A 13,765-nucleotide genomic window follows, 5' to 3' on the forward strand; every position below is an offset into this window, starting at 1 on the left:
CCACCCCCCCACCCCCACCCCCACCCCACCCCACCCCCACTGCGTTGATCATGAAGTTATTGCCGCGACACGCCGACGCGAGCGGCAACAACTTCATGATCAACGCGGTTGGGGCTTACGGGATGGTCAGGGTCAGTTCGGCGGTGTGGACGTTGGCGGCCACCTGGAAGTCCAGGTAGAGGCGGTAGCTGCCGGGGCTGGGGATCGTCAACCAGAACTTGACCTGACCGTCGACCAACTCCGGCTCGGGGTGCACGTGCAGGTAGCCGAGGTCGCCCTCGCGCAGCGTCACCAGGTGCCCGTACGCGCCCAGGTAGCGCTCCAGCACCGCGCCACCGGTCGGTCCGTCGATCCGGAAGGTCAGCGGCACCGTCACCCCTGCCTGGGGACTGCCCTGGTAGCCGACCGTGAACCCGTGGACCGTCGTCGAGGTCGCCGGCGCGGGCAGCGGACGCGGCTGGTACGTACCCGGCACGACCAGGTCCACGCCGAGGGTCACGGCGCTCTGGCCACCGCTGTCAGCGACCGCCGTGAAGTCCGCATACGCCCGCCAGACACCGGGCTGCGCCAGTGTCACGGGTACCGACCAGGTGCCGTCCGGCGCCATCGTCGGATGCAGGTGCTGGTAGCCGGTCAGGTCCCGACGGACCACGATGACGTGCATCGGCTTGTCGTGTACGACGGCGAAGCGGGTGACCGGCCGACGTTGCGCGTCGCGTACCTGGAAGCGGAGCTGCCCGGGGCGGCCGGCCGGGAACTCGGTGGCCAGCGGCACGAGCGTGTACCCGCTGGAGCTGACGGACAGACCGCCGGGCTCGGTGGCCGCACCCTGGTCGGTGCCCGCGACGGACCCGTGGTCGTGGGCCGCCGTGCCCGCCGGATGTGTGTGGTCGGGGGTCAGCGCCGTACCGCCGGTGGTGCCGCCGCCGACGTTGGTGCCGCCGTTCAGGCGACCGAGGCCGAAGCCGAGCAGGACGGCGAGCACCAGCCCGCCCACCACCAGCGCCAACCGGACCGTGCTCCGGTCCGGCCCACCGGCGACACCACGGTCCGGGACCTCGGCCTGGTCCGGGACGGCCGCCTGGTCCGACGCGACGGCATCCAGCTCGGGCACGGCCGCGCCCACCCTGCTTGACGCGACGGCGCTCCCGGCCGGCATGGCCGCGCCCGCGCCCGACGCGTCGACGCTCCCGCCTGACACGGCCGCGCCCGGCGCGACGGCGCTTCCGGTCGCGCCAGCCTGGTCAGGCACCGCCGGCGTCCAGCTCGTAGCCGGCCTCGTCGACCGCCGCCCGCACCGACTCGTCGGGCAGCGGCGCGTCGCTGGTCACCGTGGCGGTGCCGGTGGCGAGGTCGACCTGGACCTGCCGCACACCGGGCAGCGTCGACAGCTCGCCGGTGACCGCACTCACGCAGTGTGCGCAGGCCATGCCCGTGACGGCGTACGCGCGGGTGACGAGCTGCTGATCGGTCATCCCGCCACCGTACCGCCGCGCCCGGCCGGTTCCGGTCGACGCCGGGACAGCGTGGCGGCCGTCGCACTCTGCCCGCCCCGGGAACTTTCCGCCGCAGCCGTCGCCGGCTGCCCGGCGATGACAGGTGCGGCTCAGCCGGCCACGGCGAGGGCGAACGGAAGCACGTCGGGCGCACCGGCCCGCCGCAGTTCACGGGCCACCATCGTCATCGTCCAACCCGAGTCGACCAGATCGTCGACGAGCAGCACCGGACCGTCCAGCGCGGCCAGCGCGGCGGCCAGCTCGGACGGCACGACGAAGGCGTCGTGCAGCGCGCGTACCCGCTGTGCGCTGTTGCCGCGCGGCCCGCCGGGGCCAACCGGGCCGGTCGCGGCGACCGCGCCGAGCAGCGGCAGCCGGCCCACGGCGGCGATCCGCTCGGCCAACGAACCGACCAGCCGGGGGCGACGGCGGGAGGAGACCGCGACCACCGCCACCGGGCGGCGGGGCCACGGGTTGTCGCCGTGCGCCCAGGCCTTCAGCACCTCCACCACCGCGCCGGCCACGTCGTCCGGCACCGGGGCGTCGGGCGCCTCCGGGCCGACCAGATCCCGCAACCGGCCACCCCACCCCAGGTCGGACAGGCGGCCGACCGCGCGGCCGGGCAGCGCCTGGTCCGTCGGGGCGATCCGGCCCTTGAGGGGTACGCCCACCGCGTCCAACCCGGTCGGCCAGAGCTTCTTGGGCGCGATCTCCACGCCGGGGCGGCCCAGGAAGGTCTGCGCGGCGGTGAGCGCGGCCGTCGAGACGTCCGCGTCGAACAGTGGGCCGGCACACCTGTCGCACCGACCGCAGTCGGCCGCCCCGGTGTCGTCGAGGCGTTCCCGTAGATATCGCATCCGGCAGTCGCCCGTCGACGCGTACTCCCGCATGGCCTGTTGCTCGACGGTGCGTGCCTCGGCGACGCGGCGCAACCGGGCCTCGTCGTAGACCCAGGGCTCGCCGGTGGCGAGCCAGCCACCGCGCACCCGGCGGACCGCGCCGTCCACGTCGAGGACCTTGAGCATCAGCTCCAGGCGGGCCCGGCGCAGGTCGACGAGGGGTTCGAGGGCCTGGGTGGAGAGCGGTCGGTCGGTGTGCAGGGCGGCCAGCACGGCCCGGACCTGCTGTTCCGGTGGGAACGCCAGCGAGGCGAAGTAGCGCCAGATGGCGGCGTCCTCCGCGCCGGGCAGCAGCAGCACCTCGGCGTGCTCGACGGCGCGGCCGGCACGGCCGACCTGTTGGTAGTACGCGATCGGTGACGGCGGCGCGCCGAGGTGGACGACGAAGCCCAGGTCGGGCTTGTCGAAGCCCATGCCGAGCGCGCTGGTCGCCACCAGCGCCTTGATCTTGTTGTCGAGCAGGTCCTGCTCGGCGGCCCGCCGGTCGGCGTCGTCGGCCTGGCCGGTGTACGACGCGACCGGGTAGCCCCGGGAGCGCAGGAACTCGGTGGCCTCCCCGGCTGCCGCGACGGTCAGCGTGTAGACGATGCCGGAGCCGGGCAGCTCGTCCAGGTGGTCGGCGAGCCACGCCAGTCGGTGCGCGGGGCTGGGCAGGTCGAGGACGCCGAGCCGCAGCGACTCGCGGTCCAACGTCCCGCGCAGGACGAGCGCGTCGCCCAACTGCTCGGCGACGTCCTGGGTGACCCGGGCGTTGGCGGTGGCGGTGGTGGCGAGCACGGGCGTGCGCTCGGGCAACTCGGCGAGGAACGTCCGCAGCCGCCGGTAGTCCGGCCGGAAGTCGTGCCCCCAGTCCGAGACGCAGTGCGCCTCGTCGACCACCAGCAGACCGGTCGTCGCGGCCAGCTTCGGCAGCACGCCGTCGCGGAAGTCGGGGTTGTTGAGGCGCTCCGGGCTGATCAACAGGACGTCCACCGCGCCGGCCTGGATCTCGGCGGTGATCTCGTCCCACTCGTCGAGGTTCGCCGAGTTGATCGTGCGCGCACGAATGCCGGCGCGGGCCGCCGCCTCGACCTGGTTGCGCATGAGGGCCAGCAGCGGCGACACGATGACTGTCGGGCCGTGCCCGCCGCCGTCGCCCCCGCCGGTCTGCTCGCGGTCACGCAGCAGCGCGGTGGCCACGAAGTAGACCGCCGACTTGCCCCAACCGGTCCGCTGCACGCACAGCACCCGTCGCCGGTCGACGACCAACGCCTCGATGGCCCGCCACTGGTCCTCGCGCAGCCGGGCGTGCTCACCGGCCAGCCGGCGCAGCACCGCCTCGGCCCGCTCCCGTACCGCCGCCCGTTCGTCGCCCATCCGGCATTTCTACCAGCGCCGTACGTCAGAACCCCCGGCCGCGCGCGAGGTTCCCGTCACGATCCCTGCCTTCGTGCCTCGTCGGACTGGGACGCCGGCGGAAGAAAGAGCAACAGGTCCCGAAGGGGCTCGGTCCCGCTCGGAGGCAGCAGGCAGCGCGCCGCGAGCTCCTCCATCGAGGCGTACGGGCCGCGCAGCCAGCGGTCCACGACGATCTGCCGGCCCTGCTCGGGTGTCAGGCCGGGCAGGGTGGTGAGCACCTGCTCGGGAACCGCGTTGACGTCGACCAGACCACCGTCGTCGAAGCTGCGGGCCAGGTCGGGCCGGCCAAGTCCCAGCTCGGTCCGGGCCGCCGGGTAGTGGTAGAGCAGGTAGCGGGCGTGCTCGCGCCGGATGCGCCGCTCCTCCTTCGCGCGACCCCGGGCGCTGTCCGGCCGTGCGGTGATCGCCTCCCAGAGCCCACGGCTGAGCAGGACCACATGCACCGCACCGGCGAGCCAGGTGATGACGGCCAGACCGAGGAATGTCACCGCCTCCGGGCCGGGCACCTCGGCGTCCGGATTCTCCATGTCGAGCATGGTCACCTCGACGACGACCAGCACCAGGTAGCCGACGCCTGCGACAGCGAGGCGCCAACTCCGCCGCCAGACCGCGTACGCCAGGATCACCAGCCAGGTCAGGCAGCCGAACGAGAGCAGGACGAGCAGCGTACCGAGGATCGTGACGGTCCTGCTCGCCCAGTACGGCGCCTCCCGCCGCGCGGGCTTCGTGGCAGTGGCCGGAGGCGGCGGAAGCAGCGGCGGAGGCGCTGAGACGACGGCCGGCGCCGGTTGGGTGGGGATGAGACCCGCGGGTGCGACCATCGGCGTCGCCGGTTCGCGCACCGTGGCCGCCACCGGTGGCGGCGCCTCCGGTTCGGTGGGTTCCGCCATCACGAGCGTCGGGTCGGAACGCAGGATGCGCCGGTGCAGTTCCTGCAACGCCCCGCCCGGCTCGATGCCGTACTCCTCGCGGAGCAGCTCGCCGAACTCCCGGTAGGCGGCGAGCGCCTCGGCCTGCCGCCCGCTGCGGTAGAGCGCGAGCATGAGCTGGTGTCGCAGCCGTTCCCGGACGGGAAACTCGGCCACCAGCTCCACCAGCTCACCGACCGTCTCGCGGTGCCGTCCGAGGTCCAGCCTCAACTCGGCCCGGGTCTCCAACGCCACGGCCCGCAACTCCACCAACCGCTGCCGGGCCGCCTCGAAGATCGGGCCGGTGAAGCCGGTGAACGGCTCCCCGTGCCAGAGGTACAGGGCGGTCGCCAGTTCGCCCAGCGCCTGCTCCGCAAGCCCGGACGCGTGTCGCTGGCGGGCGGCCTGCACACCCCGCTCGAAACGGACCGCGTCCACCGCCTCGGGATCCACCCGCAGCAGGTAACCGGCGTCGGTCAGGCTGAGCACCTGTCCGGGCGTCCGTGGGGACCGGTCCGGTTCCAGCACCCGGCGCAGCCCGGCCACGTATTTCTGCACCACGTTGGGACCGTTCGCGGGCGGCTCCTCGGGCCAGACCGCGTCGACGATCTGCCCGGTGGACACCGGACGGCCGGCAGCGAGCAGGAGCACGGCGAGCACCGCCCGCTGCTTACCGGGACCGAGGTCGATCTCTTGGTCGGCGTACCAGGCCCGCTGAGGACCGAGAATCTCGAAACGCAGTTGGCCTGACATGCGAGTTTCCGCTCCTGACACCCCCGGGACAGCCGGACGGCAGTGCCCGGCAGCCGGACGGCAGCATATCGGCAGCCGAACCGCCGTGCCGGCCGGCAGCATCCTCCTCCGCACAAGCCACGCAGCGAGAAAGAGAAATGCGATGACACAGGCAACGGGCACCGCCGGCACCATCCGACGGACGGTTGGTACGGCCGCCGCCGTGCTGGCCGCGACCACCCTGCTCGCGGGTTGCGGGCCGAAGAGCGAGCCCCCCGCGGCACCGCAGAGCAGCCCGTCCGCCAGCCCGAGCGTCAGTCCGAAGGAGGCGCTCCTCGACGCCGTCCCGGACGGCACGGAGGGGGCGTTCCGGTTCAGCGGCAAGGACGCGTCGAGCACGATCGACGGCCGGATCGACCCGGCGGCGAAGGCGTTCGAACTCAACATGGTCATGCCGCCCGACGAGGGCGTCGTGGTGAAGATGTCGTTCCTGGTGATCGAGGACCAGAACTGGGTGAAGGCGAAGTTCAGCGGCCGTCCCGGGCTTCCGAAGTTCCCCGACAAGTGGATGAAGCTGGACCGCGCGAAGCTGACCGATGCCACGAGCATCCCGACGTACGACGGCGTGGACCAGGGCAACGCCGGTCCGCTGATCCAGGCGGCCACCTCGGTCGAGCAGAAGAGCCCTGGTCAATACGTCGGGTTCATCGACGTGAGCGCCGGAGAGGCGGCGAAGGCGCTGGAGGACGGCGAGGCGGCGGCCCTCGGCGAGGCCGGCAAGAAGGTGCCGTTCACGGCCGTGGTCGGTGCGGACAAGCACCTGGCGTCGCTGACGCTGAAGATGCCGGCAGCCGGAAAGGCGAAGGCGTACGACTACGTCGTCAGGTACGCCGACTACGGCAGCGCGCCGAAGATCACCGTGCCGACCGGCGCCGCCACCACGAAGGCCCCGGCAATGGCGTACGACCTGCTGAACGGCTGACCCACGACACAAAGGGCGGCGGCCACACGGGGGGCCGCCGCCTCGTCGTCGTCTGCGGACGCTGGCGTGGTCAGCGACCGAGGACCGAGCCGCCGTTGACGCCGAGGACCTGCCCGGTCACGTAGCCGGCGGCCGGACTGGCGAGGTAACGGATTGCCTCGGCGATCTCGTCCGGCAGTCCGGGACGCTTGACGAGCGTCTCCGCGACCCGCTTCGCGTACCCCTCGGGGGTCATCCGGTCGCCGAAGAACTCGGTCTCGGCGACGTAGCCCGGGCTCACCACGTTGACCGTGATCTGTTCCGGGCCGAGCTGCGCCGCCAGGGTGTACGCCCAGCCGTGCAGAGCGGCCTTCGCCGCCGCGTACGGGTCAGCGCCGCCCCGCTGGGCGGCGATCGAACTGACCATGATCACCCGACCGCCGGGCCGACGCAGCGCCGGCCGCAGCGCCTCGGTCAACAGCACCGCGGTGAGGACGTTGGCGTCGAGGTTGGCCCGCCAGTACGCGGCGGTCCCGGCCAGCGTCCCGGTGTCCCCGGCCAGGTAGCTCCCGGCGTTGTTGACCACCGCGTCGACCGGCCGGCCGGCGACCGCCGCCACGACCCGCTCGAGCTGCTCCGGATCGGTCAGGTCCGCGGTCACCGGGGTGACCGCGCCCGGCCGTCCACAGTCGACACTGAGGCGCTCGGCGGCGGTGGCCAGGGCATCCCCGCGCCGCCCGACGACAAGAACGTCGTACCCGTCCCGCGCGAACGCGGAAGCAACCGCCGCCCCGATCCCGGTCGCACCCCCACTAACGACAGCAAGCCGCGAATCCATGTGCATACCCTCCCTAGGCCGAACCCCGTCGCAGAACCCCGTCGCAGAACCCCGTCGCAGAACCCCGTCGATCATGAAGTTATCGCCCTCCCGCACGGCGTGTCGGGGCAATAACTTCATGATCGACGGGGTGGGGTGGGGGTGGGTGGGGTGGGACGGGGGGTGGGGGGTGGGTGGGGTCAGGGACGGGGGCGGAGGGCTCTGGTCAGGGCGGTCAGGCGGGGGCGAGGCTCGTCAGGCCTCCGGGGAAGAAGTAGACAGCCAGGATGAAGACCGTGCCGAGGACGAACAGGGGCTGACTCAGCGGGTGACTGAGGACGGCCGGCAGGTTGTCGACCGCGTCGCTCGTACCGAAGGCGGTGAGCCGGTGGTCCAGGTACATGTAGAGGACGCCGCCCAGCACCGGTCCCCACCGGGTGCCTGGCCCACCGAGCACCACCATGACCAGCAGTGACAGGGTCAGCTCGGAGGACGTGATGTGCGGCGACGCACCGCCGACGATCAGGACGTAGACCACCCCGCCGGCCGCGGCCAACCCGCCGGCCAGGGTGAACGCCACCAGCTTGTAGCGGTACGGGTCCAGCCCGAGCACACCGATCCGCCGCTCGTCGTCGCGCAGTCCGGCGAGCACCCGACCGGTCGGCGACCCGCTGACGCGGTGCACCACGAAGACCACCAGGGTCAGGTACGCGAGCGCCAGCCAGTACAGGTTGACCGTGTTGGTCACCCCGACCAGCCCGGCGGGCAGGCCGGACACGTCCAGCGGAAGACCCTCCTCGCCACCGGTCAGCCCACCGAAGTCCCGGGCCACCAGGATCGCCCCGACCTGGGCGAATGCGAGCGTTACCATGGCGAACGCGATGCCCACGGTCCGCAGCGCCACCGCGCCGAGCAGCGCGGCGAGGATGGTGCCGCCGGTGATGGTCAGCAGCGCCGCCTGCCACAGCGGCAGACCGGCCCGGGTGACGAGGACGTCGGTGCCGTACACACCGGCCGCGAAGTAGAGCGCGTGCCCGAACGAGAGCATGCCGGTCCGGCCGAAGAGCAGGTCGTACCCGGCGGCCAGCCCACCGAAGATCAGGCAGATGGCGAGGATCTGCAGGGTGCCGGGTGAGTTGACCGGCCCCTCGAAGATCCCCGGCAGGGAGATCGTCGAGTACGGCAGGATCGCCAGCACGACAAGCGCTACCAGCGGCAGGAACGGGCGGACCCGTTGCCACCGCCCCCGCTGCGGGGTCAACTCGTCGGGCACCTGCGCGGGAGGAGCGTCGATCACCGTCATGCCGTTGCCACCTTTCCGGCGATGCCCTGCGGGCGTAGCAGCAGCACCACGGCCAGCAGCCCGACCACGCAGATGTCGCCGAGCCCGGATGTGCCGTAGTAGTTGACGAACTGCTGCACCAGCCCGACCACGACCGCCGCGTACGCGGAGCCGACCACCGAGCCCATCCCGCCGATCACCACCACGATGAACGCGAAGATCAGCAGCGAGCCGCCCTGGCCGGGCGAGACGGTGCCGAAGTAGACCCCGCCGAGCGCCCCGGCGAGCGCGGCCGCCGCCCCGCCGATCGCGAAGACCAGGGTGAACGCCTTGCGGACGTCGATGCCGAGCGCGGTCACCATCTCCCGGTTCTCCACCCCGGCCCGGATCACCAGGCCGTACCGCGTCCAGCGCAGGAATGCCAGGATCGCGCCGAGCACCAGCACCGCCGCGATGATCAGCAGCAGGCCGCCGTTGGGCACCTGCGCGCCGAGTATTCCGGTCACCTGCCGCGTCCATTCCGGACGCGGGAACGGCCGCGCGTCGGCCCCCCAGGTGGCCTGGAGCAGCGCCACCCCGGCCAGCGACAGACCGACGGTGACCAGCACCTGCTCGATCGTGCGGGAGTAGAGCGGACGGATCAGCACCAGCTCGACAAGCACCGCCACCAGCGTGCCGGCGGCCACCCCGAAGGCGACCGCGAGCACGAAGCCGAACCCGTCGGACCCCGCGCCCGGCAGGTTGCCCGCCGCCCACCAGGTGCCGTACGCGCCCACGCCGAGGAACAGCCCGTGCGCGAAGTTGAGCACGTCGGCCAGGCCGAACACCAGGGAGAGACCGGAGGCGACCAGGAAGTACAGCGCCGCCAGGCCGAGCCCGGTCAGCGCCAACAGGATCACCGTGCTCATGCCGAGCCACCCTTCGTTCGCGACTGCGGGGCTCGCAAACCCGGCTCACTCCTCGCGCTCACCGAGCCACCCTTCGTTCGCGACTGCGGGGCTCGCAAACCCGGCTCACTCACCGGAACCTCCGAACCGACACCCAGCAGCGACTTCGTCAACGCGGTCTCCAGCAGCAACTCCTGCGCGTTGCCGGTCCAGGCGACCCGGCCCGCGGAGAGCACCACGGCGTCGCGGGCCAGTCGGCGTACCACGGCCAGGTTCTGCTCGACGAGCAGCACCGGCACCGACTCCGCGACCCGTTCCAACACCTCGGCCACCTCGGTCACCACCTTCGGCGCCAACCCCTTGGTCGGCTCGTCGACCAGCAGCAGCCGGTTGTCGTTGAGCAGCACCCGTCCGATCGCGAGCATCTGCTGCTGCCCGCCGGAGAGCGATCCCGCCCGTTGGCGTCCGCGCCGGTCCAGCTCCGGAAAGAGCGCGAAGACCTTGTCGTACGCCGGGGTGGTGCCCCGCCGCTCGGCGAGCCGCAGGTTCTCCGCGACCGTGAGGCCGGCGAACACGCAGCGGTCCTCGGGTACGTAGCCGAGCCCGCCACGGACCAGCCGGTGCGTGGGCCGGGCCAGCAGACTCTGCGCGCCCATCCGGACGGTGCCGCGGACCTCCCCGGCGGGCGGGGTGAGGCCGACGATCGCACGCAGCGTGGTGGTCTTGCCGACGCCGTTGCGACCGAGCAGGACCGTCACGCCGGTCGGGGCGACGGTGAAGGACACCCCCTGGAGGATGTGCAGCCCGGAGATCCGGACCGACAGGTCCTCCACCGTGAGAATGGGTTCCATTAGAGGGACTCCCCCAGGTAGGCCTCTTGCACCGTGGGGTTCGCCATCACCGTCTCCGGTGTGTCACAGGCCAGCAGTGCGCCATGGTGCATGACGGCGATCCGGTCGGCCAGCTCCAGGATCACGTCCATGTGGTGCTCGACCATCAGCACCGACCGGCCGCTGTCGCCGGTCAACGACTTGATGACCGTCACCAGCTCGGGCACGTCCTCGGCGCTGACCCCGGCCATCGGCTCGTCGAGCAGCATCACCCGGGGCTCACCCGCGAGCAGCAACGCGATCTCCAACTTGCGCTTCTCGCCGTGGGCCAGGGTGCCGGCGAGGGCCGTACCCCGGTGGGCGAGGCCGACCCGGTCGAGCGCCGCGTCGGCGGCGGCGGCGACCTCCCGGTCGGCCGCCGCCCGCCGCCACAGCGCCATCGAGCCCCCGCGGTGCGCCTGCACGGCGAGCCGGACGTTCTCCCGCACGCTGAGCGAGCCGAAGACCGAGGAAGCCTGGAAGGTACGGCCCAGACCGAGGCGGGCCCGCCGGTGCGGCGGGAGCGACCCGATGTCCTGCCCGTCCAGGGTGATCCGGCCCTCCGTGGCCCGGCGCAGGCCGGTGATCAGGTTGAACAGTGAGGTCTTGCCAGCGCCGTTCGGCCCGATCACGCCCAGGAACTCCCCGGGCGCCAGGTCGAGGTAGACGCTGTCGACGATGGCGACCTCACCGATCCGCCAGGTCAGACCGCGGGTGGCGAGCATTTCTCAGCCCTTCATGGCCACGGCCGGTGGCGCGGTCTCGTCGCCGGTGAGGCTCTTCTGCGCGGTGGCCGTGAAGGCCGTGCCGCTGCCGGTCAGCGTGGCCTGGAACATCGGCTGGAGCAGCGCGTGGTCGGCAGCGCGGATGGTCATCTTGCCCTTGACCCCGTCGAAGCTCCAGTCCTCGAGAGCCTTGACCATCTTGTCGACGTCGTCGCCGCCCTCCTGCACGGTCCGCACCACCATCTGGGCGGCGGCGAAGCCGTCCGGGTGGAACAGGTCGATCGTGTCGACCTTGGCCTTGAGCGCCTTGCTCGCCTCGGTGTCGGACGCGCCGTCGAAGTAGTGCGACAGGAAGGAGATCTTCGCGCCGGCCGCGCCGAACGTCGGCCAGGAGGCGCGGATGTCCAGACCGGTGACGACAGTCGTGGACGACAGGACGCCCTGCTGGTCGAGGGTCTGCCACATCGCCGGGGCGGTGGTGCCGGCCCAGGCGACGAAGAGCAGGTCCGGCTTGGCGGCCTTGATCTGGCTGGCGAACGGGGTGAACTCGGTGGCGCTGGCCGGCGCCCGGACACTGCTCACGGTGGCGCCCGCGCCGCCGATGACTGCCTTGACGGCCGCCTCGTTGGCGTCGCCGAACGCGCCATCCTGGGCGAAGACCACTACCTTCTTGCCGGCCGGGTTCCCGATGAACGACTTGGCGGTCACCACGTCCTGGTAGGACTGCCGCCCGGACCGGAACGTGTACTTGTTCGCACCGGTCACCGCGTCCGTGGCGGCCGGGCCGGAGATGAACAGGACCTTGTTCTGCGCAGCGATCGGCGCGACCTGCAACGCCACCCCGGACGCGGTCGAGCCGGCAATGATCTTCGTACCCTTGCCGATCAGGTCCTTCGCGGCGGAGACCGCCTTGGCCGGGTCACCGGCGTCGTCGACCTCGGTCAGCTCGATCTTCCGGTCACCGACCTTGCCGGTGCCCTTGGTGGCGAAGTCCAGCCCCGCCTTGAACCCCTCGATGTACTGCTTTCCGTAGCTGGCCAGGGCTCCCGACTGGGAGTACACCAGACCGACCTTGACCGGGGCGGCACTGTCGCCGCCGCCGGTGGCGGTGTCCTGCGGGCTACCACAGGCCGTGGCGGCCAACGCCGCGGCCATCATCGTGGCGGCGGAGAGGAACGCCCGCCGCGTGTGCCGGACCGTCATCGCGACTCCAGGTGAGGACAGGATGCTTGGTTGTCGGCTCACGCTAGAAGTGACGTCACCCACGGGCTATGTGGCGGAAACACACAAGTAACCGGAAGGGGGTGGCCCAGGGTTACAGCGGGCCGCCCCCTCGATGGCTCGCACCCCCACGGACCGCCAGGGCCGTGTGTCGCCTCGCGCCATCCGCCGTCAGCCGCACGGCCCGGCGTGGTCCGCCGGGCGCGGCCACCACCGGCAGGTGCACCACGAAGCGTTCCCTCGTCATGTTCACCCTCGATCAGTTGACCTGGAGGGCGGCCCGGTGCACGGGTAGGGGACGCGCACCGGACATCCAGTTAGGGCATTGCCCCGATCGATCCTCGCCAAGTGACCCCTTCGCGGGCCCCGGCACGGGTGACTTCTGGAAGGAAGTTCTCTGGCGGCCTTGAGCCGGGGCAGCCCCAGCCGCAGCCCCTATGCCTGCACGAGAAGACGCGGGGCCGGCATCTCGTCCCAGGTCCGACCGTCGAGGTGCCGGCCGCCGACCTTCGGCGTACGCCCGCCCCACTGCTTGAAGAAGAATGCGGTGCCAGCAGACGCGCACTGATCCCGGAGGTCACGCACCCACGCCGGATCCATCGGGCGGCAGCCCTGCCCCGACTCGCCCCCCACGATCAGCCAGTCAATGCCGTCAAGATTCAGGTCGACCAGTGGCCCCAGCAGCGGCTCAGCCGAGATGAAACGTACCGCAGCCGGCACCTCGCGGAGCTGGGCGACCCGTTCCCGCTGAGCGTAATCCTCGACGCTCACGCCCATCCAGACGTTCGCCGGCCAGTCGATCTGATGGGCGACCTTCGCCAGCCTGGAGGCGCGCTTGGTGAGCACCTGGAAGGTGTGCCTGGGGGTCTCGCGCATGACAGCGAAGACCTGTTGCACATAGGCAAGTGGTACCCGGGCGTGGAACAGATCCAACATGGAGTTGACGAAGACGGTCCGTGGATCACGCCAGCGACGAGGAATATCAAGCGCATCAGGGTGCAGGGCGACGCCAAACCCGGGGCCGGAAGTGCGCGGGTCTCCGTCGGTCTGATATTTGGCCGAGCGCATGGCTTTCAAGCGTTTGGCGAGAGTCAACGCATAGCAGTTGTCGCAGCCTGACGAGATGCGGTCACAACCCGTGGTGGGATTCCAGGTTGCTTCCGTCCACTCGATGGCGCTTTTGTCCGCCGTGCGCCGCTCCTTCCGCTCGACGCGACAATACTGTCGAACAACCGTACGCATGGGAAGGGTTGCGCGGCGTGTTGGCCCGTTAGGTTCTCCCATACCTTGTCGCCGAAGACCCCGAACGCCGACACCTCGTCCGACCACCGTTGCCGACCGAGCAGGCGAAGATCACCACAACTTCCCTGTTGTTGCTGCTTCAGGGCCGGTGGAGGCAGCAACAACAGGGAAGTTGCTGCCTCGATCCCGCCTGTACCCTCCAAGATCGTGCTCGATCCTGGATGTCACGCCGTTGCGTTAGGGCTGTGATTGGCGGGTCAACCCCTGCTGGATAGTGGGAACGGGACTCCTGGTAGATCAACTTGTGTCGAGCAAGAAGATCACGTCC

11 protein-coding genes and 1 pseudogene are annotated in these 13,765 nt (G+C 71.3%); 1 reads left to right on the top strand and 11 read right to left on the bottom strand.

The genetic code is table 11. From position 1 onward, the window contains the following. Positions 1-115: 115 nt before the first annotated feature. The 4 genes from ACGFH9_RS02565 to ACGFH9_RS02580 all read right to left on the bottom strand — a co-directional run bounded on the left by ACGFH9_RS02565 (position 116) and on the right by ACGFH9_RS02580 (position 5,454). The gene (locus ACGFH9_RS02565; RefSeq protein WP_393214124.1) at positions 116-1,114 is read right to left on the bottom strand and encodes a hypothetical protein; all 999 of its coding nucleotides are present in this window, start codon (positions 1,112-1,114) and stop codon (positions 116-118) included. A 130-nt stretch (positions 1,115-1,244) separates the two neighbouring features. Beyond that, positions 1,245-1,475 (bottom strand): heavy-metal-associated domain-containing protein, encoded by a 231-nt coding sequence (locus ACGFH9_RS02570; RefSeq protein WP_393214127.1) that lies wholly within the window; start codon positions 1,473-1,475, stop codon positions 1,245-1,247. A gap of 131 nt (positions 1,476-1,606) precedes the next feature. Continuing rightward, entirely contained in the window at positions 1,607-3,751 is a 2,145-nt protein-coding gene (locus tag ACGFH9_RS02575; protein ID WP_393214130.1) for a DEAD/DEAH box helicase, read from the bottom strand. Positions 3,752-3,807: 56 nt separating this feature from the next. Further along, positions 3,808-5,454, bottom strand: coding sequence for a BTAD domain-containing putative transcriptional regulator (locus ACGFH9_RS02580; protein ID WP_393214133.1), 1,647 nt, complete (start codon positions 5,452-5,454; stop codon positions 3,808-3,810). Between the two features lie 142 nt (positions 5,455-5,596). On the opposite strand from ACGFH9_RS02580, the gene ACGFH9_RS02585 reads away from it, so the two are divergent. Continuing rightward, the gene (locus ACGFH9_RS02585; RefSeq protein WP_393214136.1) at positions 5,597-6,415 is read left to right on the top strand and encodes a hypothetical protein; all 819 of its coding nucleotides are present in this window, start codon (positions 5,597-5,599) and stop codon (positions 6,413-6,415) included. 70 nt (positions 6,416-6,485) lie between these two features. Here ACGFH9_RS02585 and ACGFH9_RS02590 read toward each other — a convergent pair whose 3' ends face one another. The 7 genes and pseudogenes from ACGFH9_RS02590 to ACGFH9_RS02620 all read right to left on the bottom strand — a co-directional run bounded on the left by ACGFH9_RS02590 (position 6,486) and on the right by ACGFH9_RS02620 (position 13,437). Next, positions 6,486-7,232, bottom strand: a complete 747-nt coding sequence (locus ACGFH9_RS02590) for an SDR family NAD(P)-dependent oxidoreductase (protein ID WP_393214139.1) — start codon at positions 7,230-7,232, stop codon at positions 6,486-6,488. A gap of 179 nt (positions 7,233-7,411) precedes the next feature. Then, positions 7,412-8,514: pseudogene (locus ACGFH9_RS02595) on the bottom strand (branched-chain amino acid ABC transporter permease). Continuing rightward, positions 8,511-9,401 (bottom strand): branched-chain amino acid ABC transporter permease, encoded by an 891-nt coding sequence (locus tag ACGFH9_RS02600; RefSeq protein ID WP_355245133.1) that lies wholly within the window; start codon positions 9,399-9,401, stop codon positions 8,511-8,513. Before ACGFH9_RS02600 ends, ACGFH9_RS02595 begins: the two are co-directional and overlap by 4 nt. Beyond that, positions 9,398-10,231, bottom strand: a complete 834-nt coding sequence (locus ACGFH9_RS02605; RefSeq protein WP_393214144.1) for an ABC transporter ATP-binding protein — start codon at positions 10,229-10,231, stop codon at positions 9,398-9,400. The genes ACGFH9_RS02600 and ACGFH9_RS02605 overlap by 4 nt, the downstream gene beginning before the upstream one ends. After that, a complete protein-coding gene (locus ACGFH9_RS02610) occupies positions 10,231-10,974 on the bottom strand; it encodes an ABC transporter ATP-binding protein (protein WP_393214147.1) in 744 nt (247 codons plus the stop codon). Before ACGFH9_RS02610 ends, ACGFH9_RS02605 begins: the two co-directional genes overlap by 1 nt. Positions 10,975-10,977: 3 nt before the next feature. After that, the gene (locus ACGFH9_RS02615; RefSeq protein ID WP_393214150.1) at positions 10,978-12,177 is read right to left on the bottom strand and encodes a substrate-binding domain-containing protein; all 1,200 of its coding nucleotides are present in this window, start codon (positions 12,175-12,177) and stop codon (positions 10,978-10,980) included. 453 nt (positions 12,178-12,630) lie between these two features. Next, positions 12,631-13,437, bottom strand: coding sequence for a DUF5131 family protein (locus ACGFH9_RS02620; protein WP_393214153.1), 807 nt, complete (start codon positions 13,435-13,437; stop codon positions 12,631-12,633). Positions 13,438-13,765 lie beyond the last annotated feature (328 nt).

Source organism: Micromonospora sp. NPDC049102, from assembly GCF_043197485.1.
GTDB lineage: Bacteria > Actinomycetota > Actinomycetes > Mycobacteriales > Micromonosporaceae > Micromonospora.